At 30.5% G+C, this 26,166-nt stretch carries 29 protein-coding genes and 1 tRNA gene; 15 read left to right on the forward strand and 15 right to left on the reverse strand.

Features of this window, described 5'->3' with window-relative positions; all coding sequences use genetic code 11:
- Positions 1–166: 166 nt before the first annotated feature.
- Positions 167–499 carry a hypothetical protein gene (locus Anndu_RS17150; RefSeq protein ID WP_464102358.1) on the forward strand — a complete coding sequence of 111 codons (333 nt, stop codon included), beginning with the start codon at positions 167–169 and terminating at the stop codon, positions 497–499.
- A gap of 127 nt (positions 500–626) precedes the next feature.
- Here the strand turns inward: Anndu_RS17150 and rnc are convergent, their stop codons facing one another.
- Positions 627–1,340 (reverse strand): ribonuclease III, encoded by a 714-nt coding sequence (gene rnc, locus Anndu_RS17155; RefSeq protein ID WP_464104139.1) that lies wholly within the window; start codon positions 1,338–1,340, stop codon positions 627–629.
- A 157-nt stretch (positions 1,341–1,497) separates the two neighbouring features.
- Here rnc and Anndu_RS17160 point away from each other — a divergent pair, with 157 nt between their 5' ends.
- Positions 1,498–2,064 (forward strand): Uma2 family endonuclease, encoded by a 567-nt coding sequence (locus Anndu_RS17160; RefSeq protein WP_464102359.1) that lies wholly within the window; start codon positions 1,498–1,500, stop codon positions 2,062–2,064.
- A gap of 97 nt (positions 2,065–2,161) precedes the next feature.
- Here Anndu_RS17160 and Anndu_RS17165 read toward each other — a convergent pair whose 3' ends face one another.
- Positions 2,162–2,713, reverse strand: coding sequence for a hypothetical protein (locus Anndu_RS17165; protein WP_464102360.1), 552 nt, complete (start codon positions 2,711–2,713; stop codon positions 2,162–2,164).
- 24 nt (positions 2,714–2,737) lie between these two features.
- Positions 2,738–4,012, reverse strand: coding sequence for a DNA cytosine methyltransferase (locus tag Anndu_RS17170; RefSeq protein ID WP_464102361.1), 1,275 nt, complete (start codon positions 4,010–4,012; stop codon positions 2,738–2,740).
- A gap of 168 nt (positions 4,013–4,180) precedes the next feature.
- On the opposite strand from Anndu_RS17170, the gene Anndu_RS17175 reads away from it, so the two are divergent.
- The 4 genes from Anndu_RS17175 (at position 4,181) to purU (ending at position 7,701) form a co-directional block, all read left to right on the forward strand.
- A complete protein-coding gene (locus tag Anndu_RS17175) occupies positions 4,181–4,450 on the forward strand; it encodes a hypothetical protein (protein WP_464102362.1) in 270 nt (89 codons plus the stop codon).
- A gap of 32 nt (positions 4,451–4,482) precedes the next feature.
- The gene (locus Anndu_RS17180; RefSeq protein WP_464102363.1) at positions 4,483–5,586 is read left to right on the forward strand and encodes a glycosyl transferase; all 1,104 of its coding nucleotides are present in this window, start codon (positions 4,483–4,485) and stop codon (positions 5,584–5,586) included.
- Between the two features lie 22 nt (positions 5,587–5,608).
- On the forward strand, positions 5,609–6,565 hold the full coding sequence (locus Anndu_RS17185) for a DNA-methyltransferase (protein ID WP_464102364.1): 957 nt from the start codon (positions 5,609–5,611) through the stop codon (positions 6,563–6,565).
- A gap of 281 nt (positions 6,566–6,846) precedes the next feature.
- Positions 6,847–7,701, forward strand: coding sequence for a formyltetrahydrofolate deformylase (gene purU / locus Anndu_RS17190; protein WP_464102365.1), 855 nt, complete (start codon positions 6,847–6,849; stop codon positions 7,699–7,701).
- A gap of 14 nt (positions 7,702–7,715) precedes the next feature.
- On the opposite strand, the gene dcm is transcribed toward purU, so the two are convergent.
- Genes dcm through Anndu_RS17205 form a run of 3 tightly spaced genes read right to left on the reverse strand, consistent with a single transcriptional unit; the run spans position 7,716 to position 9,359 of the window.
- Entirely contained in the window at positions 7,716–8,711 is a 996-nt protein-coding gene (gene dcm, locus Anndu_RS17195) for a DNA (cytosine-5-)-methyltransferase (RefSeq protein ID WP_464102366.1), read from the reverse strand.
- 14 nt (positions 8,712–8,725) lie between these two features.
- Complete coding sequence (locus tag Anndu_RS17200; RefSeq protein WP_464102367.1) at positions 8,726–9,109, reverse strand: PIN domain-containing protein; 384 nt, start codon at positions 9,107–9,109, stop codon at positions 8,726–8,728.
- On the reverse strand, positions 9,093–9,359 hold the full coding sequence (locus Anndu_RS17205; RefSeq protein ID WP_464102368.1) for a hypothetical protein: 267 nt from the start codon (positions 9,357–9,359) through the stop codon (positions 9,093–9,095). Before Anndu_RS17205 ends, Anndu_RS17200 begins: the two co-directional genes overlap by 17 nt.
- Before the next feature lie 302 nt (positions 9,360–9,661).
- On the opposite strand from Anndu_RS17205, the gene hemE reads away from it, so the two are divergent.
- A complete protein-coding gene (gene hemE, locus Anndu_RS17210; protein ID WP_464102369.1) occupies positions 9,662–10,708 on the forward strand; it encodes a uroporphyrinogen decarboxylase in 1,047 nt (348 codons plus the stop codon).
- A gap of 78 nt (positions 10,709–10,786) precedes the next feature.
- Here hemE and Anndu_RS17215 read toward each other — a convergent pair whose 3' ends face one another.
- On the reverse strand, positions 10,787–11,242 hold the full coding sequence (locus Anndu_RS17215; RefSeq protein ID WP_464102370.1) for a PH domain-containing protein: 456 nt from the start codon (positions 11,240–11,242) through the stop codon (positions 10,787–10,789).
- Positions 11,243–11,277: 35 nt separating this feature from the next.
- Positions 11,278–13,233 carry a 1,4-alpha-glucan branching protein GlgB gene (glgB, locus tag Anndu_RS17220; protein WP_464102371.1) on the reverse strand — a complete coding sequence of 652 codons (1,956 nt, stop codon included), beginning with the start codon at positions 13,231–13,233 and terminating at the stop codon, positions 11,278–11,280.
- Positions 13,234–13,404: 171 nt separating this feature from the next.
- On the opposite strand from glgB, the gene psbP reads away from it, so the two are divergent.
- Complete coding sequence (psbP, locus tag Anndu_RS17225; RefSeq protein ID WP_464102372.1) at positions 13,405–13,965, forward strand: photosystem II reaction center PsbP; 561 nt, start codon at positions 13,405–13,407, stop codon at positions 13,963–13,965.
- An 84-nt stretch (positions 13,966–14,049) separates the two neighbouring features.
- Here psbP and Anndu_RS17230 read toward each other — a convergent pair whose 3' ends face one another.
- Positions 14,050–14,541 (reverse strand): hypothetical protein, encoded by a 492-nt coding sequence (locus Anndu_RS17230; protein WP_464102373.1) that lies wholly within the window; start codon positions 14,539–14,541, stop codon positions 14,050–14,052.
- A gap of 223 nt (positions 14,542–14,764) precedes the next feature.
- On the opposite strand from Anndu_RS17230, the gene Anndu_RS17235 reads away from it, so the two are divergent.
- The 3 genes from Anndu_RS17235 to Anndu_RS17245 all read left to right on the forward strand — a co-directional run bounded on the left by Anndu_RS17235 (position 14,765) and on the right by Anndu_RS17245 (position 18,411).
- A complete protein-coding gene (locus Anndu_RS17235; protein ID WP_464102374.1) occupies positions 14,765–16,516 on the forward strand; it encodes a peptide ABC transporter substrate-binding protein in 1,752 nt (583 codons plus the stop codon).
- A gap of 100 nt (positions 16,517–16,616) precedes the next feature.
- Positions 16,617–17,357 (forward strand): tryptophan-rich sensory protein, encoded by a 741-nt coding sequence (locus Anndu_RS17240; RefSeq protein ID WP_464102375.1) that lies wholly within the window; start codon positions 16,617–16,619, stop codon positions 17,355–17,357.
- Positions 17,341–18,411 carry a ligand-gated ion channel gene (locus Anndu_RS17245; RefSeq protein WP_464102376.1) on the forward strand — a complete coding sequence of 357 codons (1,071 nt, stop codon included), beginning with the start codon at positions 17,341–17,343 and terminating at the stop codon, positions 18,409–18,411. Before Anndu_RS17240 ends, Anndu_RS17245 begins: the two co-directional genes overlap by 17 nt.
- A 17-nt stretch (positions 18,412–18,428) precedes the next feature.
- Here Anndu_RS17245 and Anndu_RS17250 read toward each other — a convergent pair whose 3' ends face one another.
- On the reverse strand, positions 18,429–19,019 hold the full coding sequence (locus Anndu_RS17250) for an HPP family protein (protein WP_464102377.1): 591 nt from the start codon (positions 19,017–19,019) through the stop codon (positions 18,429–18,431).
- Between the two features lie 116 nt (positions 19,020–19,135).
- Here Anndu_RS17250 and Anndu_RS17255 point away from each other — a divergent pair, with 116 nt between their 5' ends.
- Positions 19,136–20,032, forward strand: a complete 897-nt coding sequence (locus Anndu_RS17255) for an alpha/beta fold hydrolase (protein WP_464102378.1) — start codon at positions 19,136–19,138, stop codon at positions 20,030–20,032.
- Positions 20,033–20,111: 79 nt separating this feature from the next.
- Here Anndu_RS17255 and Anndu_RS17260 read toward each other — a convergent pair whose 3' ends face one another.
- The gene (locus Anndu_RS17260; RefSeq protein ID WP_464102379.1) at positions 20,112–20,624 is read right to left on the reverse strand and encodes a C15 family peptidase; all 513 of its coding nucleotides are present in this window, start codon (positions 20,622–20,624) and stop codon (positions 20,112–20,114) included.
- A gap of 233 nt (positions 20,625–20,857) precedes the next feature.
- Between Anndu_RS17260 and cobW the strand changes: the two genes are divergently transcribed.
- Positions 20,858–21,892: a cobalamin biosynthesis protein CobW gene (gene cobW / locus Anndu_RS17265; protein ID WP_464102380.1), complete on the forward strand. Its 1,035-nt coding sequence runs from the start codon at positions 20,858–20,860 to the stop codon at positions 21,890–21,892.
- Positions 21,893–21,985: 93 nt separating this feature from the next.
- Here the strand turns inward: cobW and Anndu_RS17270 are convergent, their stop codons facing one another.
- A complete protein-coding gene (locus Anndu_RS17270; RefSeq protein WP_464102381.1) occupies positions 21,986–22,768 on the reverse strand; it encodes a hypothetical protein in 783 nt (260 codons plus the stop codon).
- A gap of 136 nt (positions 22,769–22,904) precedes the next feature.
- Between Anndu_RS17270 and Anndu_RS17275 the strand changes: the two genes are divergently transcribed.
- Positions 22,905–22,977, forward strand: a tRNA-Ile gene (locus Anndu_RS17275).
- Between the two features lie 61 nt (positions 22,978–23,038).
- Here the strand turns inward: Anndu_RS17275 and Anndu_RS17280 are convergent.
- The 3 genes from Anndu_RS17280 to Anndu_RS17290 all read right to left on the reverse strand — a co-directional run bounded on the left by Anndu_RS17280 (position 23,039) and on the right by Anndu_RS17290 (position 24,486).
- A complete protein-coding gene (locus Anndu_RS17280; RefSeq protein ID WP_464102382.1) occupies positions 23,039–23,602 on the reverse strand; it encodes a hypothetical protein in 564 nt (187 codons plus the stop codon).
- 157 nt (positions 23,603–23,759) lie between these two features.
- Positions 23,760–24,056: an AtpZ/AtpI family protein gene (locus tag Anndu_RS17285; protein ID WP_464102383.1), complete on the reverse strand. Its 297-nt coding sequence runs from the start codon at positions 24,054–24,056 to the stop codon at positions 23,760–23,762.
- Between the two features lie 46 nt (positions 24,057–24,102).
- Positions 24,103–24,486 carry a F0F1 ATP synthase subunit epsilon gene (locus tag Anndu_RS17290; RefSeq protein WP_464102384.1) on the reverse strand — a complete coding sequence of 128 codons (384 nt, stop codon included), beginning with the start codon at positions 24,484–24,486 and terminating at the stop codon, positions 24,103–24,105.
- Positions 24,487–24,671: 185 nt separating this feature from the next.
- Here Anndu_RS17290 and cobQ point away from each other — a divergent pair, with 185 nt between their 5' ends.
- On the forward strand, positions 24,672–26,156 hold the full coding sequence (cobQ, locus tag Anndu_RS17295) for a cobyric acid synthase CobQ (protein ID WP_464102385.1): 1,485 nt from the start codon (positions 24,672–24,674) through the stop codon (positions 26,154–26,156).
- Positions 26,157–26,166 lie beyond the last annotated feature (10 nt).

A 26,166-nucleotide genomic window follows, 5' to 3' on the forward strand; every position in this document is an offset into this window, starting at 1 on the left:
CAGGAGAGGGGCTTTTTTTTGATAATTTGTAACTACCAAGGTAAAATAAATTAACAAAAAATCATAACTTGAAGTCAAGTTATTAATATTTATAACAAATTATTTTGGCTCTGACAAATAATAGTTATAATTAAGATTGTTATTGATTAATAAAATTGAAGTAATAATGAATAAAAAAAAACATTCCCTTAAGGCTATTGAAGTGATAGATTTGATTGAAGCTATTCCTTTTGAAACCTACAATTCTTTCCCTAAAATTTTGTTTGCAGTTAAAGCGAAAATTGGTGGGAAAAAAATAACTTTTGAAGGAATAATGAAAGTCATGGGGGAAAAACAATTTGAATTTGATTTTGATGAAGATTTGAAGGATGTTGCTGATTTTTGTGAATGGATGGAGGAGTTTAAATCTGTTTTAACATTTCAACTTTTTGAAGAAGCATACCTCATGATTAAAATAAGAGAAATTTTAGATAATGAAGATGAAGAAGATGAAGATTAATTAAGGTTTTTTGATATTCTGCAAAAATATTAATATTTAAAATTTCAATCTTCTCACTTCTCGAAATAAGCCTTTATATTTTTCCAATAGTCATCAATCAATATGACTATTTTTTGAGAAAAAAGTATTAATTAGATTGTTTAATTAAGAAAAAAGCTTCTTTAGCGGCGGCTTGTTCTGCTTCTTTTTTTGTTTTACCCATACCCGTCCCCAATTTTTCTTTTTTAAACCAAACTTCCGAGATAAAAATATGTTCAATTTGTTCGGATTTACTAACAGCTTTAGTTTGATAAATTGGCAATTCTTTATAATTTGCTTGAGTCCAAGATTGAAGGGCATCTTTATAATTATGACGGGTTGGATCCCGTCTAATTTCTGTTGATTTTTTCTTTAAAATATGGGCAAACCAAGGCCTAATTAATTCCATTGAATTGGTACTTAAATATAATGCCCCTAAAATCGCTTCAAAAGCATCAGCTAAACGAGAATTTCTGCCAATTTTGTTTTTAGCAGTGCTTTCTTTCATTAATAAATATTGTTCAATTCCATAATAATCTGCCAATTCTGCCAAGGTTCGATCGCTGACTAAAATTGAACGAATAGCGGCAAATTCTCCCACATTTTCATCTTGATAATTATGATATAAAACCTCGGCGGCGGCTAATCTTAAAACAGCATCTCCCACAAATTCTAACTGTTGATAATTGTCAGTTTTAGAGATACTAGGATGAGTTAAAGCAAGGTTTAAGAGTGACCAATTTACTTTTTTTGTCTCCAATAAACCTAAAGTTTTAACTAATTTTTGTAATTCTTTTTCACGACGGAGATCATTAATCATTATGGTATCTAATCTTATTAATTTTTGATTGCTTAGAGAACATTTTACTATATTTTTGATCATAATTAGATCAATTTAGAAAAAATTTTGATATAATAAAGATTACAAAGCCGTTTTTGATCAAAAAGTTGATCAACTTTAAACATAGGAGTATCTAAAAATGGTTCAATTATTAGCTAAAACCTATTCTTTTGAAGAATATCTTGCTTATGATGATGGCACTGATAACAAATATGAATTAGTTAATGGAGAATTAAAACTTATGCCTACAGCTAGTGGTTTTCATGCTTTAATTTTGCATTTTCTATTTAACATTTTAGAGGAAGAAATAGCTAAACTTAAACAACAATGGAAAGTAATGCCCGGCACGATAGGAATAAGAACAAATCAAAGAAAATCAAGAATACCTGATCTAGTTATTTTATCAGAAAAACAATGTCAGGAACTCAGAGAAATGTCTACGGCTGTTTTAGAAAGTTCTCCCCTATTAGTTATAGAAATTGTTAGTCAGGGAAATGCCGATGATGACTACCGCTATAAGCGTTCTGAATATGCAGTTAAAGAAATTCCTGAATATTGGATTATTGATCCACAAACTAAAAAAATCTCAATTTTATTATTAGTTGCGGGATTTTATGAAGTAACAGAATTTACCGGAGATCAGGAAATTAAATCTTTACTTTTTCCAGAATTAAAGTTAACACCAGAACAAGTTTTTGCTGTTTAATCTTAAATATTTTACAATTATTTATCACAAGCAAAATTAATTTATGATCAATTTTGTTTTAACAAGCAAGATGCTTGTACTACAGTAAATTTTTATCTTAGATTTTAGATTCTAAAATACCAATTAATATTTTACATAAATCTTCTAAATCTTCAGGTATTTTAAATAAATTTAAGTCTTGTATAATTTGTTTATCTTGATAATTTAATTGTCCAAAACGCCAAATATCACCCATTGTAACCGCACCATATAAAATATTATTATTTTCCACTTCAGCTAAAGCAATTAATTCAGCAGAAAGTTGAGTAAAACCTTTAGTTAAATCGTCATTTTTAGCCTCAATTACTATTAAATTATTATTAGATTTTAACAAATAATCTAAAGTTCCTTTTAAATAATCATTAACTTTTAAAGGATATTCAATTCTTAATTTACAATGACAAAAATTGACAATTTCTAATAAAATTGGTGAAACAAAAATTTCCCTTCTGGCTGTCTCATTGCTTAAGTTAATAAAAGGTAAAACATTATTAATTTTTTCCTTAATTTCTAATAATTTAGTTAAATTTTTGTCAGTTTTCGGTAAAGTTAAATGAGATTTTAATAAAGTATAAGATTGATTTTCTTGTAATATTTTTATTTTTGACATAATTATTAATTAATTTCTAAAAATTTAAGTTTTATTTTTAGAGTTATTTAACCGAATTCTTTTGGGAATAAAATGATCAGAAACTTTTAAATATTCAGAAGCTTTAATTATATTAAAACTTAAAACTTCTTCATCTATAGATTCTAAATCATAAACGGGTAAATGATCGGGATTAATTTCTAAAGCTTTCATAATTTCTTCCCCTAACATTTTAGCAAAAAAAGGTATAACTGAATTACCAATTTCTCGAAAACCGTGCCAGATTGTTCGATGAAATTGAAACCAATCTGGATAGGTATGAAGTCGGGCGGCTTCCCTAATAGTAATACAGCGAGGATGTTCGTAATGAATGGGACGAGGAGCAGTGTAAGCTCCCTTATCACTAGCTGTTCCGGCTCTTAAAGTATTACAAAAACCTTCAGGAGAAAGTTTATAAAAACGGCTAATTTTTTCCGTAGTTCCTGTTAAAGTTTCTCTGAATCTTTGTTGAGATATTTCTGTATGTTTTGAGGCTAAATGTCCCCAAACTAAACCGTTATGTTTGCGGTTATGACAGCGTTTAAATTGATGTTGAGATTTTAGATTAAAACTTTTTCTAAAATCTGTATAATCTAATAATTTGGCGTTAATTCCTTCATCTTTTGTTAAATATGGAGGAATTAACGCTAAATCATTAATGGCCATTTCTACTGTTGCTAAATTAGATTGATTTTTAGCTTTTAAAGGATAATTGATCGGTTGAACATCTTGACGATAACCGAATAAAATTAATCGCTTTCTTTTTTGGGGAATACCATAATTAGAAGCATCTAAAACTTGTACAGGTTTAACAACATTATAACCTATATTTTCAAATTCTGTAATTAATTCCGTTAAAAAAGATTGATGTTTACCTGTGTTTAATCCTGGGACATTTTCAAAGATAAAATATTTAGGTTTAATCTTTTCTATAACCCTTAAATATTGAAAAACTAATTGATTTCTTGAGTCATCAATTTGTCTTTTTCCGATTAAAGAAAAACCTTGACAGGGCGGCCCACCTGCTATTAAATCAACTTCTTTTTGAAAACCTTTAGCCCTAAGATTTTCTAATATATATTCTGGGGAAATTTGGGTCATATCTTCACAAATTGTAGCACCATAATTAAAGTTAAAATGATGAACTAAGGCGTGGATCGCATCATATTCTACAGCCACAGCCACATCAAAACCGGCCGCTTCTAAACCTAATGATAAACCGCCACATCCGGCAAAAAGATCAAGCGCGATCGGGCGGTTATTCGGGATAAATTTATTCATAAAATACAATAACATTTAATTAACAGATTTTATATTATAATATAAATACTTTAATAGTTTTTACTGGTAATTTTAAAAATCACTCAAATTACGCTTAATTTACCTGATTATTTAATTGCTCGTCTGTCTTTTTTAGAGGCACAAATTCCTGAAATTATTGAATTAGTTTTGAGAGAATTAAATGCTAATTCTCAATTTGGTTTTAAAGGTAGTGCAGAAATTTTAGAGTTTTTAGCTTCTTTACCTTCTCCCGAAGAAATTATTGCTTTACGCCCAAATCAAATTTTACAAGAAGAAATTAACACTTTATTATTAAAAAATAAATCAGGAAATTTAACAGTTTCAGACGAAAAAAAATGGGAACAATATCAATATTTAGAGCATTTAGTAAGGATAGCTAAAGCTAAAGCTTTTCTTAAATTAAAATTTATATTATAAAATAATATAAAATCAATCATCAATTAATCATTATGGCTCAACCTATTTTATATTTTGCTATTACCAGTCATGGCTTTGGTCATGTGGTCAGAAGTGCCTCAATTATTGCTAAAATTAAAGAAATTTATCCCGATCTTACCGTAATTATAACTACCACTGCCCCCCGTTGGTTACTGGATTCTTATATTAAGTCAGATTTTGTCCATCGCCCCCGTAGCTTTGATATTGGGGTGATTCAATCTGATAGTTTAACGATGAATAAAGAAGCTACATTAAATCAACTTCAAGCTATTTTTAAAAAACAAAATTCTATCATTGCTAGTGAAGTAAATTACCTCAAAACTAATCAAGTAAATTTAATTTTAGCTGATATTCCTTTTTTATTACCTGTAATTGGTAAAAAAGCGAATATTCCCACTTGGTTAATTAGTAATTTTGGTTGGGATTTTATTTATCGAAGTTGGGGCGATAATTTAATAGAATTAACAGAAATTAGTGAATGGATCAGTAATTGTTATCAACAAAGTGATCTACTTTTTCGCTTACCTATGGGTGAAGAAATGTCGAATTTTCCTAATATTAAAGATGTGGGTTTAACGGGGGGTGATCCCTATTTTGATGAAACACATTTAAGAGTAAAATTTAATCTAAATTATCCAAAAGAAAATACTATCTTATTAACATTTGGCGGTTTAGGATTAAAAACTATTCCCTATCATAATTTACAACAGTTTCCTAACTATCAATTTATCACTTTTGATCAACAAGCCCCAGACTTGTCAAATTTAGTTAAAATTAGGGATCAAAATTATCGGCCAGTGGATTTTATGCCCCTATGTTGTAAAGTAATTTCTAAGCCCGGATATAGTACCTTTGCTGAAGCTTTAAAATTAGATTTACCTATTATTTCTTTAACGAGAGAAGACTTTGCCGAAGCACCTATTTTATTAAAAAATATTCAAGATTATAGTGAACATTTAATCATTTCTCCAGAGGAATTTGAGTTAGGAAATTGGGATTTTATCACCAAAAATTTACAACAACCTCGCACTAATTTAAAATTAGATAAAAATGGGAATGAAACTATTGCTCAAGCTGTGGTTAAATATAGTTTAGACTCAAAAATCTTTTTATAACAAAAACTTGTACTTAATTATTATGAAAAAATCTTCAACTTTAATTAATTCTGATGAAATTAATCATCACTATAACCCAGATAGTAATATCATTTTATATCGGGGAGATGTGATCGATTTTTTACCAACTGTACCAGATCAATCTATTAGTTTAATCGTCACTTCTCCACCTTATAATATTGGAAAAGAATATGAAAAAAGATTAGCAATTGATGAATATTTAGCCACTCAAACAACAATTATTGAGCAATTTCATCGCATTTTAAAAGATGATGGTCATATTTGTTGGCAAGTGGGAAATTATGTTAATAATGGGGAAGTTTATCCTTTAGATATTTATTATTATCCCATTTTTAAAAAGTTAAATTTTCAACTTCGTAACCGAATTATTTGGCATTTTGGCCATGGCCTTCACGCCTCAAAAAGATTTTCTGGACGTTATGAAACCATTCTTTGGTTTAGTAAAACTAAGGATTATTATTTTAATTTAGATGCGGTAAGAATACCTGCTAAATATCCGGGAAAACGACATTATAAAGGGGAAAAAAAAGGACAAATTTCTGGTAATCCTTTAGGAAAAAATCCTTCTGATTTTTGGGAAATTGTGTTAGAAGATTGGGAAAAAGAAGTTTGGAATATTCCTAATGTTAAATCAAATCATCCTGAAAAAACTATTCATCCTTGTCAATATCCTATTGAATTAGTGGAGCGTTGTATATTAGCTTTAACTAAGGAAAATGATCGAATATTTGATCCTTTTTCTGGGGTAGGATCTTCAATTATTGCTAGTATTAAACATCAAAGAAAAGCAATAGCTTGTGAACAAAAAGAAGAATATATTGAAGTAGCAATAGACAGAATTAATCAATATTATAATAATAGTTTAAAAATGCGGCCTTTAGGAAAACCGGTTTATCAACCTACCGGAAAAGAAAAAATTAGTCAAATTCCGATCGAATGGTTAGAAAATAAATCTTAGGCTAGGCAATTTTAATTTAATTTTGTATTATAATAAATTAGTAGATCAAAAAGTTTTGATTATAGCTTGATCCCTATCTCTGCAATGGTTTTAAACTTCAAAAATGATTATTATTGCCTGAGAGTCTTAAAAGAGCTATATTATAAACAAGATCTCAAAAACAAATTGGCATAAAATAGGCTCACAGCAACATCTTAACACTTGTGATATTGCACCTTTAAAAGTTATTCATTATCTAAAAAATTAGCTTAATTTAATTCATTAATAATATTACTTTTAAAATGAAAAATTCAACTGCAACTCTATTAATTTCCTGCCCCGATCAACATGGTTTAGTAGCTAAAATTGCCAATTTTATTCATGCTAATAATGGCAATATTATCCATGCTGATCATCATACTGATTTTACAACTGGTTTATTTTTATCTCGTATTGAATGGCAATTAGATGGTTTTTATTTGCCAAAAGACTCTATTGCTAATACTTTTGGTGCGATCTCTGAAAGTTTAAATGCGCAATGGAAATTATTTTTTTCCGATCATATTCCCCGTTTAGCTATCTTTGTTAGTCAGCAGGATCATTGTTTATTTGATTTAATTTTAAGGCAAAAAGCGAAAGAATTTATAGCAGAAATTCCCCTAATTATTAGCAATCATGAAAATTTAAAATATATTGCAGATCAATTTAATATAGATTTTCATTATTTACCCATCACTAAAGATAATAAACATGAACAAGAATTAAAACAATTGGAGTTATTAAAAGCTTACAATATTGATTTAGCAATTTTGGCTAAATATATGCAAATTTTAAGCCCTAATTTTATTGAAAAATTCCCTAATCTTATTAATATTCATCATTCATTTTTACCTGCTTTTATCGGTGCAAAACCTTATCATCAAGCTTATCAAAGAGGAGTTAAAATTATAGGTGCAACTGGTCATTATGTTACTCAAAATTTAGATGCAGGGCCAATTATTGAACAAAATGTTGTTAGAGTTTCCCATCGTCATGAGGTTCAAGATTTAATCAGAGAGGGTAAAGATTTAGAAAGAATTGTATTAGCAAAAGCGGTTAGATTACATTTAGAAAATCGGGTTTTAGTTTATGGAAATAGAACCGTTGTTTTTGATTAATTTTTAAATTAGGTTTAATTTCCTCCTCTTTCTTCTGTTGTTAACAAAATAACTCTTTCTAAGATTGCTTTTAAAACATTAACTACTACACTATTACCAAATTGTTGATAGGCAATATTTTTATTTTCACTAATCATAAAAGAATCAGGAAAACCCGTAATTCTAGCGCATTCCCTTGGTGCTAATTTTCTAATTTTATTGTTAATTAAATATAATCCCGTTTTTGCTCCCACACCCCCACCATAAGCGGATAAAGTAATAGCATGGCCTAAAATACTATAAATTCTTTCCCCTTGCCCACCTTTATTAATTATGCCCAATCTAATAGGTTTTTGGGGATAATTTCCTAATAAATCTTTTTGTATTTTAATATTATTAAATAATACATCTTTTCTATTAATAAAAAAATCTAAAACATCATTTTCAGGTAATAAAAAATCCTCTAATTTTGTTGGTTTTCCGTAACTAGAGGGAAAAGTAAAATTTTTAATTTTTAAGTCTTTATGAAAAGCTAAAAGATAAATTCTTTCTCTTTTTTGGGGTACACCAAAAAAAGAAGCATTTAAAACTTGACAAAAAACATCATAATTTAATTCATTTAAAGTTTCCTTAATAACTGTTAAAGTTTTACCCTGATCATGAGTAACTAAATTTTTAACATTTTCCAAAAAAATTAATTTAGGTTGATGATATTTAGCAATTCTAGCTATTTCAAAAAATAGCGTTCCTCTGGTATCATTAAAACCCAATCTTTTACCCGAAATACTAAAGGCTTGACAGGGAAAACCTGCACAAATTAAATCATGATCAGGGATGTCATATTCTGATATTTTCGTAATATCACCAAATGGTTTAATCCCGTAATTTTGTTCATAAATTTTTTGACAATTTCGATCCCATTCTGAAGCAAAAACACATTTTCCTTCAAAATGCTTCATTGCCTGATGAAAACCACCTATTCCTGCAAATAAATCTATATATTTAATATGTTTTAAATCTTGATTTTTCAATTTTTTATTTTAAATTATCTTTGATAAGGTTGTATCATTTTTATATTAGGAATAACAGCATAATGTTTAATATTAAATGTATGCAAAGGTAAACCTAAAGACACTGAAGTTTGACCAATCAAAGCATCAATTAATCCTAAATTATGACTAAGATTATATTCTGCAAATATTTCCAATGCTTGATTACAAATTTCTTCTGTTGCCCAAATTATCTTAAAATTACCTATAAATCTGCGTAGAGATTGTAATTCTAATTTATTATTACATCCCTGCATTAATTCCATTACAACATAACCGGATAAAGCTATTTCCTCATCTTCTAAAGAGTTTAACCAATTAATAGCTGGTGGATATTTACGCAAAAAATCAATCATAATATCACTATCTAAAAATATCATAATCTCTCCTTTGTGCTTTTTCCCTTAACTGATTTGCATATTCTAAACTATCAGTAATATCACTACGATTTTCCCATAAACCAATTAAATCAGAATTAAGTAATTCACGAGCAGTTAAATTTTTTTTCGGTTGAGAAGATGAAGAAAATGAAATTATTACTTCAACTTTTTGTCCTTCTAATAAAGGTAAATTTTTAAAATGAATTTCTCCATTTTTATTAATAGTTTGTTCTAAGCGAATGGTCTCCATAATTTTCTTACCCTGTGATTATAATATCCTAATTATATCTTATCTGAAATCCCCTTTAAAAAACCCTTTTTTAACTTATAAATATTCTTTGCGTTCCTTCGACTACGCTCAGGACAAGCTTTGTGACTTGGCGATAAATTATAAGTTAATTTTTCTAACAGGATTAAGGATTAAATTATATTTCTTAGTTTGTTGAGTGTCATTTTACCATAAGACAAATTTTTAACAAATTTTGGGAAGTTCTCAAAAAATGATAAGCTAACTATGCACTAAAAAAATTTTTTATAGGAGCTATTTATAAAATGACCAGTAATAACGAGACTCCCCTACTCTTAAGAGTCGCAAGGGGTGAAAAAGCCGATCGCCCTCCTGTGTGGATGATGCGTCAAGCAGGGCGTTATATGAAAGTTTATCGTGATCTACGGGATAAATACCCCAGTTTCCGTGATCGTTCTGAACGCGCGGATCTGGCGATCGAAATTTCTTTACAGCCTTGGGAAGCCTTTCAGCCTGACGGTGTGATCATGTTTTCCGATATTTTAACCCCTTTACCCGGTATCGGCATCAATTTTGATATTATCGAAAGTAAAGGCCCCATCATTGAAGACCCGATCCGCACTCAAGCACAAATTGATCAAATTCACGATCTCGATCCTGAAACGGCTTTACCCTATATCAAAACCATTTTAAACACTTTACGTCAAGAAGTGGGTAATAAGTCTACTGTACTAGGTTTTGTGGGTGCGCCTTGGACTCTGGCCGCCTATGCGATCGAGGGTAAAGGCTCAAAAAGCTATGCTAATATCAAGAGTATGGCTTTCAGTCAACCAGCCATGTTACATCAATTTTTAACTAAAATTGCCGATGCGATCGCCACTTATGTTTGTTATCAGATTGATTGTGGGGCGCAAGTAGTACAGATGTTCGATTCATGGGCAGGAGAATTAAGTCCCCAAGACTATGAAATATTCGCATTACCCTACCATCAAAAAGTATTTAATAAAGTCAAAGAAACCCATCCTGATACACCTTTAATTCTGTATATTAGCGGAAGTTCAGGAGTTTTAGAAAGAATGGGTAAATCCGGCGCTGATATTGTGAGCGTTGACTGGACAGTAGACATGGCAGAAGCCAGACAAAGACTCGGAAAAAGTATGAAAGTTCAAGGAAATATGGATCCGGGTTGTCTTTTTGGTAGTCAAGAATTTATTAAAGAAAGAATTTTTGATACGATTAAAAAAGCTGGAAATGAAGGCCATATAATGAATTTAGGTCATGGTGTGTTAGTTGGTACACCTGAAGAAAATGTGGGTTGTTTCTTTGAAACTGTCAAAGCTTATCGTTATTAATTAAATGAATTAATAATTTTTAATCTAAGGCGGTTAAAGTGATCTTAATAACATTTTACCGCCTTGTAAATTTGTAAATTAATAATAATTAATTGAGTGCAAACTATCAATAAATGCCTCCGGTTTTTGCATGGTCATCATTAAAGAATAACCTTTAGTTGTGGGTAAATAAACTACTTTTTTGGTATTAGTAACAAATAATAAGGCTTTTTCTTTATTTTTTAATCGAAACCACCCCGATAAATAGCCGGGTAAACCGACTCCATTTGTTCTCCATTTTGGTTGATAAGTTTTATCTAAATCTAAATTAATTAACTTTACTTGATCAATTTTTAAGGCATTTTTGTTTAATTTTGTACCGTAAATATCGCCCTTAATTTCTAAACTTTGATCTGATAAAATAAATTGAACATGACGAGTAGAATAGGCGATATAACCAAATAAAATATTTAACAAAAGCATTATAACAAAAATAATGCCAACCGTCCAAAGGGCGGCATTAGAAGCAGGAATAATCGGAAAAATTTTGTTCATTTTTTAAAATTTTGTTTTTAATTAATGGTTAATAATTAATTCTCAATTAGTTTAAAACTAACTAGAGATAAGGGGGGAACAGTAATTTCTAAAGCGTAAGGCCAAGGTTGATTATTCCATTGTTTTGTTGTAATTGGATCGCTATGTTTTACACCCCTACCTCCATATTGTTCTAAGTCTGTATTAATAATTTCTTGATATTTACCCTCCTTATTTACTCCTACCCAATAATTTTGATAGGTATTCGGTTTAAAATTACAAACTGTGATGATAGATTGATCTGAATTTTTCGCTTTTCTAATATATGAAATTAAGCCCCTTGCCACATCATGACAATCAATCCATTCAAAGCCATGATTGGTAAAATCATCACTATATAAAGCGGGTTCATTTTGATATAAATTAAGTAAATCTTTAAGCAGATTTTGTAATTGTTGATAGGGCGGATATTGTAATAAACTCCAATCTAAATCTGTATTAACATTCCATTCTTTTGTCTGTCCAAATTCCATCCCCATAAACAGAGTTTTCTTGCCCGGATGGGTAATCATATAAGCAAATAATAATCTTAAATTTGCTAATTTATGCCAGTCATCTCCGGGCATTTTTTGAAATAAATTGCCCTTGCCATGTACTACTTCATCATGGGATAAAGCTAACATAAAATTCTCACTAAAAGCATACCAAATACTAAAAGTTATTGCTCCATGATAATTAGATCGATCGCTCGGATTAACTTGAAAATATCTTAAAGTATCATTCATCCAGCCCATATTCCATTTAAAATTAAAGCCTAAACCGCCTATGGCCGTAGGGCGAGACACATTCGCCCATGAGGTAGACTCCTCCGCAATGGAAAGTACGTTGGGATAATATTGAAAAATTGTGTCGTTTAACTGCCTCAGAAAACTCACAGCTTCTAAATGTTCTTGGCCGCCGTGTTGATTGGGGATCCATTGTCCGGGTTGTCTGTCATAATCCAGATATAACATTGAGGCCACCGCATCTACCCGAATGCCGTCAATGTGATATTTTTCAAACCAAAACAGGGCGTTAGCAATTAAAAAATTTCTGACTTCATTTTTAGCATAATTAAATACTAATGTACCCCAACCTTTATGCTCACCCTGAAGGGGATCGGCGTATTCATATAAGGGTGTGCCATCAAAAAAAGCTAACCCATGTTCATCTTTGGGGAAATGCCCCGGCACCCAGTCTATAATAACGCCGATGTTGTGTTGATGGCATTGATCCACAAAATACATAAAATCTTGGGGTGTGCCATAACGGGAGGTGGGGGCGTAATATCCTACCACTTGATAGCCCCAAGAGCCGTCAAAGGGATGCTCAGAAATGGGTAAAAGCTCAATATGAGTGTAACCCATTTCTTTAACGTAGGGAATTAATTGATCGGCTAATTCTCGATAGGTTAAAAATCTTGCTCCCTCTTTATTTGGCACAGGCACGGCTTGACCCATTTCAGGGGCTTGATCTAAGCTTGTATGTAACCATGAGCCGAGATGCACTTCATAGATAGCGATCGGCTGATCATGGGGATCTATTTCTTGTCTTTGTTCTAACCACTGTTGATCCTGCCAATGATAGGATAAATTATTCACAATTGAGGCGGTATTAGGTCTTAATTCCTGTTGATAACCGTAGGGATCGGTTTTAAAAATTAAATTACCCTGAGCATTTTTAACTGCAAATTTATATTTTTCTCCTTCTTTTAATCCTTCAATCAGTAATTCCCAGATTCCTAATTGATTTTTAATCATCGGATGTTGAGTATGATCCCAATTATTAAAATCTCCTACCACACTAACTTGTTGAGCATTGGGAGACCATACCGAAAAATATACTCCTTTAATTTGGTCAAAATCAATAATTTTAGCTCCCAATTTCTCATAAATTTTATGATGATTACCCTCTCCAAAAAGATAAAAGTCAAAATCTGAGAATAAAGAAAAAGATGATTGAATTGTATTCATAGAGAAATTTTAAAATTAATTTAATGAAAATTATTAAAAAAAAGCTATTATGTTTTAGAGCAAATTAAAAAATTAAACAATTACAAATTGTTAAAAATTAGTTATCAATTGATCATTGGTCATGATCATGAGATAATAAATATTATTCTACTCAAAAATCTATTTTTTGCAATGTTAAAATCTGTCAAATTATTAATAACAATTTTACTGGTTATTCTAACCTTTAGTTTAACTGCTTGTGTTACTCCTATTAGTGGCTTAAAAAGTTATGTTTCGGCGGAAAAAGGTTATGAATTTTTATATCCTAATGGTTGGATCCCGATGGAATTAGACAAAAATAATCAAAAAGTTGATTTAATTTTTCGAGATTTAATTCAACGTACTGAAAATTTAAGTGTTATTGTTAGTAAAATTCCTGACAATCAAACTTTAAAAGATTTAGGAACTCCCACTGATGTGGGCTATCGTTTTTTTAAAGAATTAAATAATGATCCTAATAGTGATCGAGAAGTTGAATTAATTAATGCACAGTCAAGAGAATTTAAAGGTAATACTTATTATCTTTTAGAATATGAAGTAGAATTGGCTGATAATCAAAAACGTCATGATTTAGCGAGTGTTGCTATTTCCAGAGGAAAATTATTTACTTTTAATTTATCTACTACGGCACAACGCTGGGATAAAGTTAAGGAACAATTTCAACTTATTGCTAGTTCTTTTTCCGTAAGATAATTGGATTATTTCTTGGTCATTAATTATTAGTCATTAGTCATTGGTCATTGTTTTTGATTGACTTATTTTTTACTTAATTACTTATTACTCAATTAAGGTTTGAATTACTTCTGTATAATAAGAATAGGGATCTTTGAGATTAGGTTTAATCTCTATTTTTATTTTGAGGGAACTAATTTGAGGATTTTTTATTAAGATTGATTGAGCTAGTTTGCGATTAATTATTTCCCAATAATCTGTTTCATTGGGATAATTAATTAAAAAGTCTTTAATCTGGTCAATAATTACCAAAAAATCAGGGTAAAAATCAGGATTTATTTCGGTTTGAGGTGATGTATTAATTCTATATTTTACTATTAAATTAAGTGAAATTAAATCATCGTAATGTTCCATTTTATAATCATTAATTTTAAAACCAAAATTTTCTTGATTAATCTGTTTTTCTTCGGCGGCGATCGCCCAAAGATGGGGAGAATAAAAATGAAAATTCAAAGATAAACTATAAAAAATGATAGAAATACAACAAGATAAAATAAAATATTTAATAATTTTATTAATTAAATTAAGCCAATTCATAAGCAAAAAATTGTAAATCAAATAATAATTAAACTGGTTATTTTTTATTATAATACAGTTTTGATAAAATTGTAAAATAAATAACTTAAGTAAAAGTCAACCTAAAAAAAGTGACTTTAGGAGATGAAAATATTTATCAGTTCTTGATCAAATTGGTATAATATTAAATCAAATCAATTATAATCAATATCATAAAATCAGATCATATTTAGGAGCAAAAACTTTGTTTAAGAAAAAAACACTTCGTTCTCTTTTTTTACTATCTCTTTGTTCTACCTTATTTTTAGGAGGCTGTAATAATAACACCCCTAATAATCAAAATGAAACTAATCAAAATACGGTTTCTAATAATAACAATTCTGAAATATTAAAATTATTATATTGGCAAAGTCCAACTATTCTTAATCCCCATTTATCTACAGGTTTTAAAGATGCGGAAGCTAGTCGCATAACTTTAGAACCTTTAGCCAGTTTTGATAATAAGGGAAAATTGGTTTTATTCTTAGCAGAAACCGAACCAACTTTAGAAAATGGTGGGTTATCAAAAGATGGTAAATCTGTTACTTGGAAATTAAAAAAAGATATTAAATGGTCTGATGGAACACCTTTTACAGCTAAGGATGTAGTCTTTACTTATCAATATATTATTAACCCAAAAATTGGCACAACCACGGCCGGTTCTTACGAAACAATTAAAACAGTAGAAGCCCTTGATGATTACACTGTAAAAATCACTTTTAAAGACACAAATCCAGCTTGGTTTTTACCTTTTACTGGCAATGAAGGCATGATTTTACCTCAACATTTATTTGAAAAGTATAATGGAGAAAATGCAAGGGAAGCCCCTACAAATTTAATGCCTGTTGGTACAGGTGCTTATAAAGTTGTAGAATTTAAACCAGGTGATACGGTCATTTATGAACCTAATTCTTATTTTCGTCAAGCCGATCAATTAGCTTTCAAAAAGATAGAATTAAAAGGAGGAGGTGATGCGACTTCGGCGGCGAGGGCAGTGCTACAAACAGGGGATTTTGACTTTGCTTATAATTTACAAGTTGAGGGTAAAATCTTAACAGAATTAGAAGGGATGGGCAAGGGAAAAGTTTTGACAAATTTGGGTTCACAAAGTGAAAGATTAATCTTTAATTTTAGCGATCCAAATAAAGAAGCTCCCACCGCAGAAAGGTCTTTTAAAAATTATCCCCATCCTTTTTTAACAGATCAAAAAGTGCGTCAAGCCTTTGCTTATGCCATTGATAGAGAGGCAATTGTCAATCAATTATATGGTAAAACAGGTGCTACCACTGCTAATCTTTTGTTTTCTCCACCGCAATATAAATCCTCTAATAATAGTTATGAATTTAACCTAGAAAAAGCCAATCAATTATTAGATGAAATGGGTTGGAAAGACACAAATAATAACGGAATTAGGGATAAAAATGGGGTAGAAATGAAAATTTTATTTCAAACTTCCGTCAATCCATTACGTCAAAAAACTCAAGAAGTAATCAAACAAGGCTTACAAAAAATTGGGGTAGAAGTGGAATTAAAAAGTATTGATGCGAGTATTTTCTTTGCCAGTGATCCGACAAATAATGATAATACGGGGCATTTTTATGCGGATTTACAAATGTACACCACAGGTAACACTAATCCCGATCCGGGGGCATATATGAAGAATTTTACCTGTGGTGATATTCCCCAAAAATCTAATAATTGGACTGGTGATAATACGGGGCGTTATTGTGATAAAAAATATGATGAATTATGGCAAAAATCCCAAATAGAATTAAACCCAAAAACAAGAGCTAAATTATTTATTGAAATGAATGATTTATTAATCAAAAATAATGTAGTTATTCCTTTAGTTCATCGGGCGGATACCGATGGAATTAGTAATAAATTACAAGGGGTAAATTCCACTTCTTGGGATGTGCGCACTTGGAATATTCAAGAGTGGAAAAAAGTTAATTAGTCATTGATTATTTATTTTTTAATAGATAATTAGATTAAACTTTAATCTAATCATAATTTTAGTTAAACTAAGAATACTTAACAACAAACAACTCAACTATATGCAAAAATGGATTAATTTACTAACAATTTTACTAGCATTTCTAACTAATATTATCTCTAATATTTTACCAATTAATGGAGAAACAATTAGTGATATTTCTAACACTTATTTTAAAGATGTTTTAATTGTACCTGCTAGTTATGCTTTTGCGATCTGGGGTTTAATTTATCTAGGTTTAATTACTTTAGGTTTCTATCAATTATTACCTTCCCAAGAGCGAATTTCTAAACAATTAGGATATGATTTAACATGGAGTAGTTTAGCTCAAATTTTATGGGTTATTGTCTTTCAATTAAGATGGTTTACTCTTTCTTTATTCGTGATGATTGCCATTTTAATACCCTTAATTTTACTCTATCAAAGATTAAATTTTCAGTTCCCAAAATTGAATTTAAAAAGACGTTGGTTTATTCTTTATCCTATTAGTTTATATTTAGGTTGGATTACCATTGCAACGATTGTTAATGTGGCTTTAACTCTCTATGCTTTAGGATGGAATTGGGGCTTTATTTCCCCGAATATTTGCACAATTTTGGTCATGATTTTGGCCACAATTTTAGCATTTTGGCCAAAAGTTAACTTAATTTTTAAATCCGTGATAGTTTGGGCTTTAATCGCCATTTCTATTAAAAATTTAGCGATTTTCCCCATTAACATTACTGGCTTAATGTCCAGTTGTTTAATTATTGGTTTAATTTTACTTCAAAAAATTACTAAGAAAAATGATGATTTATTCTAAACAATTTAATCTAATTAAAACTAAAATTCTAAAATCTTTAATTGTTTTAGTTTGTAGCTTATTTTTAGGGATATTTTTTAACCCCTTACCTATCTTTGCTAATAATAATCCCTCCATTCCTCAAACTTGTAAAATGGGAATTTATCTTGCTTCTTTAAATCAATTTGACTTTGCTAATAAAACTTTTGATGCTGATTTTTGGCTTTGGAGTATCTGCCCAAACAAAGAATTAAATCCAATACAAAGTGTAGAAGTAATTAATGCCAAATCTATTTTTAAAAAAAATGATATTGTTTTAGAAAAAACCGATCCATTTGACTTATTTCCTAATACTGATCAAGTCTATTGGAGTCAAGCTAAATTTAATGTAAAAATGTTATATAATTGGGATTTAACAAATTATCCTTTTGATCGTCATGTATTAACTATTCCTTTAGAAGATACAATTTATGATAGTTCCAATTTTGTTTATACTCCCGATCTTAAAAATTCAGGTTATAAAGAAGATCTTAAAATTGTTGGCTGGAAAATTGCAAAGTTTGAAGTATCAACACTTGAGAGTCAATATAAAACTAATTTTGGCGATCCAGAAATTCAATCAGGAGATCTTAAAGCATCTCAGTTATTACTCAAAATTTACATTGAAAGAAGGAATATTTTAAGCTTTTTAAAACTAACTGCGGGAGTCTATATCGCCGCAGCACTTTGCTTTTTATCTTTCTTTTTTAATGCTAAAGAAGAAATAGGATCTCGGATTAACTTATTAGTAGGAGGCTTATTTTCAACTTTAATTAATATGCAGGTAGCCGACTCAAGTTTAGGCACTACTTTAGGTATTTCTGCCCAATTAAGTCTAGTAGATAAAATTCATATAACCACAATTTTTTATATTGCTTTTGTAACCTTAATTTCCCTTTATTGTCATTTAATTTATGACGAAGGTTTTGCCAAAAAAGCAATATTTTTTGATCGGAAAATTTGCGCACCTTTATGTTCAATTTCTTTTATTATATTTAATCTAATTATCATTTTTAATGCAGTTAAAACAGGTTAAAACAAATTTTTGATAGTTTAAAACCAATGTTTTGGATAGGCTCTTTTTGAGATTAAATTATTGAAAAAATAGGTACACAAAACTGTAATTACCGATCCGGCAAAAACGGGAGTAAAAATAAAATTCCAAGAAGCCGCACTCATCACTCCCACCAACGCCACCGCACTCCCCGGAGGATGCACTGTTTTCGTTAATTGCATCAATTTGATCGTTGTAGCCACAGCCAAAGCTTCTACCCAAGGTGCAGTACCGAATAAAGCCACTAAAATCACACTGACGATCGCACCGATCACATTCCCACCGATCACATTGCGAGGTTGTGCCAAGGGGCTTTCCGGCACACCAAACACTAAAACGGCGGTAGCTCCAAACGGTGCAGCAATCAGTGTATTATGAGTATAAAAAGATAAATAAGCTAAAGTTGCAATGCCAAAAAAACCACCTAAATAAGAAAAAAAGATATGTTGATAAGAAAATTTTGGTTGATGTTTGCGACTACGATTTAATTTTAACCAAGAATAATATAATTTTTTCTTGAAAAATTGATACCAATTTTTATGATGTTTTGAGGAATAGCTTGAGCTTCTTCTTTTTGTTAAAATTTTCATGGTGTAATGTTAGTTAATGATTAAAATGTCATAATAATTTAACATTATAAGAAAAAGTAACGTAAAATACAGATTTTTTTTATAAATAAATTAATAAGTTTTCTTTATTAAAAAATATGCTTGAAAAAACATCAACAAATTCTCCTAAAATTTGGCAATGGCAAGGTTATAACATTACCTATCAATGTGAAGGTAATGAAGGGGCGGCCGTGGTTTTAGTGCATGGTTTTGGGGCTTGTTGGCAACATTGGCGCAAAAATTTACCATTTTTAGGTCAATTTTCCCGTTGTTATGCGTTAGATTTAATCGGTTTTGGAGGCTCGGCCAAACCAATTCCTAACCAAGAAATTAACTATACTTTTGAAACTTGGGCGCAACAAATAGCCGATTTTTGTAAAGAAATTGTAGGCACTCCCGCCTATTTAGTAGGTAACTCCATCGGCTGTATAGTTGTGTTACAAACTGCCGTTACTTATCCAGAATTAGTGTTAGAAATTGCCCTAATTAATTGCTCCTTAAGATTATTACATGAAAGGAAAAGAAACGCCTTACCATTTTATAAAAATTGGGGCGCATCTTTGATGCAAAAAGTATTAACTTATAAACCAATCGGTTATTATTTCTTTAAAAAAATAGCCCAACCTAAAGTAATCAAAAATATTTTATCACAAGCCTATTATCATCAAGAAACCGTCACCGATGAATTAATTGATATTTTAATTAAACCTGCCCAAGATGAGGGTGCGGCCGATGTATTCCTCGCATTTACGGCCTATTCTCAAGGAGCTTTACCAGAAGATTTATTGCCAATTTTACCCTGTCAAGCTATTATTTTATGGGGAGATCAAGACCCTTGGGAAGATATTAATTTAGGCCAAGAATACGCTAAATTTCCCGCAGTTAAAAAGTTTATCCCTTTAAAAAATGTAGGCCATTGCCCCCAAGATGAAGCCCCCGAATTAGTTAATTCTATTTTAGAAAATTGGTTAAAATCTTCAACAATTCAGAATTAATAATCAAATTTTTAATCAGATCAAGTCTGCCTAAGCAGACTTGATTTTTTCGCATCAAACTTCCCCTTTAATCAAATTATTAATTAGACTTAACTTTGTCTAAAATTGAGACAAAATCATCAATAATTAATGATTGATTATCCTGTGTTAAAATGGGAACATGAATAAATAACCCTTGAGTATTAGTTAAAGTTTTAAGATGTTTTAAGACTTGAAAATATAAACCTTCACAGACAAATTTACCCGCATCATGACTGATAGTAGTTATTTTTAAATCTTTAATTAATTCTGTTAAATTAACCGTAGTTTGATAATATTGATCTTGATCAAAAGCTTGAGATTCAATGTGTAAAAATAAACTTGTTTCCGCCATCCCACAACAAATAATAAAATGTGGCTTTCTTTGGTTTATTTTTTCCACAGTTAAAACAGAAGCTTTCTCGATATTAACAGGTAAATTTCTTAAAAAAATTAATTCAGTTTTTGGTAAATAGATCTTCTGAATTTCCATTAATAAATCATCAGAAGAATTAGTTTTTTGATGGGGTAGCCACGTTTGAAAAGATGTTAATAAAATTTTGCGATTAACCATAAGTTTAATTGATTAAAGTTAATAAGATTTTTTAATTTTACTTGATCATTGATCGTCTTAAAAATTTTGACTTGCAAAATCACAATAGTTCTGTTATAATATCAGCAAACTATTAACTATCAACTATTAACAAACCAGTAGGGAAACTTATTTCTAATTTCCCTACTTTTCTTTTTAAGTTTACGTTAAAATTATTATTATTATTTAATTATTTCAATAAATTTAATTATTATATGCACAAAATTCCTGTTACTGTAATTACTGGTTTTCTTGGGGCGGGTAAAACCACTTTGATCCGTCATCTTTTGCAAAATAATCAAGGCCGAAAAATTGCGGTTTTAGTTAATGAGTTTGGCGAGGTGGGCATTGATGGCGAATTATTAAAAGATTGTCAAATTTGTGACGATTCTGAGGAATTGCCTACTAATATTGTGGAATTAACTAATGGTTGTTTATGCTGTACTGTACAAGAAGAATTTTATCCCACCATGCAAGAATTATTAACAAAAAGGGATAATATTGACTGTATTTTAATTGAAACCTCTGGTTTAGCTTTACCTAAACCTCTGATTCAGGCTTTTCGCTGGGACGAAATCCGCAATAAAGCCACCGTTGACGGAGTGATCACGGTGGTGGATGCTGAGGCGATCGCTGATGGTAAAATGGTAGGTGATTTAGAGTCTTTAGAGGCTCAAAGAGAAGCGGATCCAAATTTAGATCATGAAACACCGATCGAGGAATTATTTGAGGATCAATTAGCTTGTGCGGATCTGGTTTTATTAACAAAAACTGATTTAATTAATCAAGAAAAAATGAAATTAGTACAGCAAAAATTAAATCAAGAATTGAGAGATGGAGTTAAAATAATTGCTTGTCATCAAGGTAAAATTAATTCTGATTTATTGTTAGGTTTTAATGCCTCTGTTGAGGATAATTTAGATAGTCGGCCATCCCATCATGATGAGGAAGAAGATCACGAACATGATGATGAAATTAATTCAATTCAATATATTTTAGATGAAATTATTGATCCAAAAATTTTAATTAAGCAATTAAAACAATTAGTTAAAGATGAAGAAATTTATCGGATCAAAGGTTTTGTGAATGTGTCAAATAAACCCATGAGAATGGTGTTACAAGGTGTGGGCGATCGCTTTGATTACTTTTACGATCGTCTGTGGAAAAATACGGAAACTCGTCAAACTAAATTAGTTTTTATTGGTAAAAATTTAACTTTAGAAAGTATATCATCAGCAATTGGTCATTAGTCATTTGTTATGATTAATTTGTAAAATCTTAACTTTTAACTGATTATTGATCTAAGCTTTAATCACAGAAAAATCTGTCAGCAATAAGCTTTTTTATGGTTCAGTTTTTTCTGGAGTTTCTTTAGGATCAACATCAACATTATCCTGATTATCTTCTGGGGAAGTAATCGGCAAATTTTCTAATTTTAATTCTAATTTTTGATCGGGATAATCAGTTAAACTTAAAGAAATAGTTTTTGCTTCCGATAATAAAGCAGTGGGAATGCGAATTGTACCATTATAAGACTCACCATTAGCTGGTAATTCATTGGGTAAACCATCAGTAATTGCACTTAATAAATCCCCTTTATCATCCCTAATATCCAGAAAACTATATAAAAATTTAACCCCTTTACGCCCATCATTTTTTAAACTAACATTGAGCATGATCGCACCATCTTGTAACTTAATCTTACTAACCTCTAAACTAACATCTTGATCCTTAGTTTTAACGGGATTAGTTAATAATGATTCCGCCTGATCGGGAGAATTAACAAAAATGTCTTTTTCTTTATTTTCTTTCTGATTATTTACCTTTTCTGTCGGCTCAGTTTTAGGATTTGCCTCTTTTGATTTAGATTGATTATTGCTTTTTTTCCCTTTGATATAATTATAATTTTGCTTAATAATATCCTGTTCTTTGAGAAAAACTAACTTTGTTTCTTGTTTTTCACCTTGTTTACGAGTTAGCTTTTTAGTAGGGTTACTATTGGGTTCGCTTACGCCTTCAAGGGATTTTGTCCCCATATCATGGCCAAACCAAGCACTAACACTTCCTGCGCCCACCATCATTAACAATAAGAAAAATGTTAGGATCACCGTTGAATTGATTTTCATTATTAATTTGATTATCTGAATGAAATAGTGTATTATATTTATTGATCAAATCAATTATACTTTAAATGATCAGTTATTAGTGCTTGGCAAAAAGTCAAAAACTCAACTATCAAAAAGTATAAGTTATAGACTTTAACCAGGGTTGGCCGAGCGGTTGAGGCAACGAACTCATAATTCGTCTTAGACAGGTTCAACTCCTGTACCCTGGATTTAATTATCAATTGACAATGAACTAATCATAAAAATTAATTTTTCGTTTCGCAAATAGATTTATCTTGTAATTGATCTTTGTAAAGAAGAAAGATCATCTTTTAACAAGACTTCTAAAAAACCGTTATAAGCTATACCCGTATCGGTTTGAGTCGTTTCAATCCAATAGGCGAAACGCTCACCTAAACGTAATTGCCCTTGTTGAGCCGCTAATAAAGGTAAATTTTGACGGCGTGCTAAGTCTAAGGTTTCGGCCGTGGGATAGGAATAGACAACTTGAGCATTTTGATAATCTTGATAAATGTCTGCCCCGTAAATTGTCCTTAAACTTTCTTCTAATCTAGTATTAGTGACTCCATTAATCATATCAAAAAAGCTCAATCTTTCCGAGCTAATGATTAAACCTCGACCCCGATTAGCTTCAAACGTAAATGTTTGGGCGGCGGTGTTGCTTTTTTTGACAAATAAACCATTGGCACTGGAGGCTGGTGCTAAAGTGGAATGAGAGGCGATCCATGTGGCTACATCGCTGGAAGACTGACCGGGTAAAGCCTTGACTTGATGACAGCATAAAGATAAACATAAACTAAGCCCAAATATTGACCATTTTTGACGCTCGATCATAACCTCATAACCTCATTGTTTTATTATTAATTATCTTTATTTTCATTTTAGCTTTAATTATCGCTCTTTTAGACTTTTGATTTTCCACAATTGTTAATTTTGTTAATTGTCAATGATCAAGTAATCATTAAATATAAAAGAAAATAACGAATTATTATTATTTATTTCTTTGTTTTTCAATCCAATACCAAGCATTATAACAGCCTAATACAATGCCAATTACTAAACCCATTAATGTCCATGAATAAGAACTAGAAAACTTTTGATCAATCCAAATTCCTAAACTTAATCCTAACATAGTTGGTAAAATTACAGACCATCCCACTAAACCAGATGTGCCTAAAGCATACCAAATTGCTTTATTTTTTACCTGTTGAGCCTTAATTTTTCTTTGGGCTTTCTTGCCGATCACCTCAGCAAATTTTTCCGATTTTTTTTGATTATTTTCTGGCATAAATTAAAATAATTTTATTGTCTAAACTTAATATATATAAAATAAATTATTGATCAAATTTAATAAAATTACGAATTAAACTAGCTTCTAAATTAGCGCAAGCAGTTCGGGCTTTTTTGTTTTGTTCATCTAATATTTTAAACTGTTTTTCCACAGTTTCTTGTAAAGTAATTAAAGAATCCCCTTCAATAATATTTTTAACAGAAACTAATACTTCTTGTCCACATTTTACTAAAATTCCCTCATCAATTGCCATAATTTTAGTTTGATGATCATTAGTTTCAAATAATAAAATACTAGGCATTAAAGCGCTCACAAAATCAATATGACGTGGTAACAGAGTAAAATGTCCATTTTCTCCCTCCGCCGTAATTTTTGTGATTTCTATTTCTAAAAAAATTTCCGTTGGTAATAAAATTTTTAGTTTCATCAATCAATTAATATTCGCAAATAAAGTTAATAGTTTTATTATTTTTGATAGATAGCATTTCTCCCATTCATGAGGTATATTTAAGATAATTCCAAATAACAAAAACCTTTAATTAATGTACCTCATCAGTGTGAGAATTGCTATATTGTAAAAATAATTAATAAAATATTAACTAATCAAATTAAATGAAATCAATTATGGTAGTGGGGACAACATCCCACGCTGGAAAATCCTTTTTAACGGCGGCTTTATGCCGTTTTTTCGCTCAACAAGGGCGGGTTGTTGCACCCTTTAAAGCCCAAAATATGTCCCTTAATGCCTATGTTACCGCCACAGGGGGAGAAATCGGCATTGCACAGGCTGTTCAAGCATGGGCGGCCGGAATTAATCCCACAGTGGAAATGAACCCTATTTTATTAAAACCCCAAGGTGACATGACTTCTCAGGTAATTCTGAGGGGAAAAGTAGCCGGAACTACTAGGGCTTCTGAGTATTATGAAAAATATTTCGATTTAGGATGGCAAACTATTAAAAGTTGTTTAGCTAGTTTAGAAATGGAGTTTGATTTATTAGTATGTGAAGGTGCGGGATCTCCGGCTGAAATTAATCTTAAACATCGAGATTTAAGTAATATGAGAATTGCCACTTATTTAAACGCTCCAACTATTCTAGCAGTAGATATAGATCGAGGTGGTTCTTTTGCCCATGTAGTCGGAACATTAGCCCTATTAGAACCACAGGAAAGAGCCTTAATTAAAGGGGTAGTAATTAACAAATTTAGGGGTCAAAAATCCCTCTTAGATTCAGGAATTAAATGGCTAGAAGACTATACAAATATTCCGGTAATTGGTGTAATTCCCTATCTTAATCAATTTTTTCCTTCTGAAGATTCTTTAGATTTAATGGAAAGAAGATCGAAAAAAAATCAAACAGATTTAACTATTGCGATTATTAGATTACCCCATATTTCTAATTTTACTGATTTTGATCCCCTAGAAGCTGAACCAACAATTCAATTAAAATATGTTTATCCCCATGATACTTTAGGGTGTCCTGATGCGGTCATTATTCCAGGGACAAAAACCACAATTCAAGATTTATTAATCTTAGAAGAAAGTGGTATGATTGAACAAATAAAAGACTATGTTAACTCAGGGGGAACAATTTTAGGAATATGTGGCGGTTTTCAAATGTTAGGAAAAACCATAATTGATCCCGATGGAATTGAGGGGAAAAAAGGAGAATATCAAGGTTTAAACTTATTACCCATTGAAACAATTATTGATAATAGCAAAATTGTCCGACAAAGAGAAGTTATTTCTGTTTATCCTCAAAAAGACTTACCCATTGAAGGTTATGAAATACATCAAGGGCAAACTAAAATTATTATGAATAATACAATAAAAACTCAATATTATCCCATTTTTAACGATAAGTTATTAGGATTAGTAGATCAAAATCAATTAATTTGGGGTTGTTATTTACATGGAATTTTTGATAATAGTAAATGGCGCAGAAATTGGCTCAATCAACTACGCAAAAAAAGAGGTCTAATCTCTTTACCTACAGCCATACCCAACTATAAAATTCAAAGAGAAGAAATGTTTAATAATTTAGCAAAAATCGTGGAAGAATATATAGATTTAACACCTATTTTAGCTCAATTATAATTATCTTTCT

The sequence above is a fragment of the Annamia dubia NIES-4383 genome (genome assembly GCF_055394725.1).

What these genes read in the sequence shown, in the direction of transcription:
- Anndu_RS17255 (WP_464102378.1), top strand. Translation starts at nt 19,136, where the DNA reads ATGCTTGAAAAAACATCAACAAATTCTCCTAAAATTTGGCAATGGCAA.
- cobW (WP_464102380.1), top strand. Translation starts at nt 20,858, where the DNA reads ATGCACAAAATTCCTGTTACTGTAATTACTGGTTTTCTTGGGGCGGGT.
- Anndu_RS17180 (WP_464102363.1), top strand. Translation starts at nt 4,483, where the DNA reads ATGGCTCAACCTATTTTATATTTTGCTATTACCAGTCATGGCTTTGGT.
- Anndu_RS17205 (WP_464102368.1), bottom strand. Translation starts at nt 9,359, where the DNA reads ATGGAGACCATTCGCTTAGAACAAACTATTAATAAAAATGGAGAAATT.
- Anndu_RS17285 (WP_464102383.1), bottom strand. Translation starts at nt 24,056, where the DNA reads ATGCCAGAAAATAATCAAAAAAAATCGGAAAAATTTGCTGAGGTGATC.
- Anndu_RS17160 (WP_464102359.1), top strand. Translation starts at nt 1,498, where the DNA reads ATGGTTCAATTATTAGCTAAAACCTATTCTTTTGAAGAATATCTTGCT.
- hemE (WP_464102369.1), top strand. Translation starts at nt 9,662, where the DNA reads ATGACCAGTAATAACGAGACTCCCCTACTCTTAAGAGTCGCAAGGGGT.
- Anndu_RS17250 (WP_464102377.1), bottom strand. Translation starts at nt 19,019, where the DNA reads ATGAAAATTTTAACAAAAAGAAGAAGCTCAAGCTATTCCTCAAAACAT.
- Anndu_RS17270 (WP_464102381.1), bottom strand. Translation starts at nt 22,768, where the DNA reads ATGAAAATCAATTCAACGGTGATCCTAACATTTTTCTTATTGTTAATG.
- Anndu_RS17215 (WP_464102370.1), bottom strand. Translation starts at nt 11,242, where the DNA reads ATGAACAAAATTTTTCCGATTATTCCTGCTTCTAATGCCGCCCTTTGG.
- Anndu_RS17185 (WP_464102364.1), top strand. Translation starts at nt 5,609, where the DNA reads ATGAAAAAATCTTCAACTTTAATTAATTCTGATGAAATTAATCATCAC.
- Anndu_RS17240 (WP_464102375.1), top strand. Translation starts at nt 16,617, where the DNA reads ATGCAAAAATGGATTAATTTACTAACAATTTTACTAGCATTTCTAACT.
- Anndu_RS17230 (WP_464102373.1), bottom strand. Translation starts at nt 14,541, where the DNA reads ATGAATTGGCTTAATTTAATTAATAAAATTATTAAATATTTTATTTTA.
- Anndu_RS17290 (WP_464102384.1), bottom strand. Translation starts at nt 24,486, where the DNA reads ATGAAACTAAAAATTTTATTACCAACGGAAATTTTTTTAGAAATAGAA.
- Anndu_RS17165 (WP_464102360.1), bottom strand. Translation starts at nt 2,713, where the DNA reads ATGTCAAAAATAAAAATATTACAAGAAAATCAATCTTATACTTTATTA.
- glgB (WP_464102371.1), bottom strand. Translation starts at nt 13,233, where the DNA reads ATGAATACAATTCAATCATCTTTTTCTTTATTCTCAGATTTTGACTTT.
- Anndu_RS17260 (WP_464102379.1), bottom strand. Translation starts at nt 20,624, where the DNA reads ATGGTTAATCGCAAAATTTTATTAACATCTTTTCAAACGTGGCTACCC.
- cobQ (WP_464102385.1), top strand. Translation starts at nt 24,672, where the DNA reads ATGAAATCAATTATGGTAGTGGGGACAACATCCCACGCTGGAAAATCC.
- Anndu_RS17280 (WP_464102382.1), bottom strand. Translation starts at nt 23,602, where the DNA reads ATGATCGAGCGTCAAAAATGGTCAATATTTGGGCTTAGTTTATGTTTA.
- Anndu_RS17200 (WP_464102367.1), bottom strand. Translation starts at nt 9,109, where the DNA reads ATGATATTTTTAGATAGTGATATTATGATTGATTTTTTGCGTAAATAT.
- Anndu_RS17245 (WP_464102376.1), top strand. Translation starts at nt 17,341, where the DNA reads ATGATGATTTATTCTAAACAATTTAATCTAATTAAAACTAAAATTCTA.
- psbP (WP_464102372.1), top strand. Translation starts at nt 13,405, where the DNA reads ATGTTAAAATCTGTCAAATTATTAATAACAATTTTACTGGTTATTCTA.
- Anndu_RS17150 (WP_464102358.1), top strand. Translation starts at nt 167, where the DNA reads ATGAATAAAAAAAAACATTCCCTTAAGGCTATTGAAGTGATAGATTTG.
- Anndu_RS17170 (WP_464102361.1), bottom strand. Translation starts at nt 4,012, where the DNA reads ATGAATAAATTTATCCCGAATAACCGCCCGATCGCGCTTGATCTTTTT.
- purU (WP_464102365.1), top strand. Translation starts at nt 6,847, where the DNA reads ATGAAAAATTCAACTGCAACTCTATTAATTTCCTGCCCCGATCAACAT.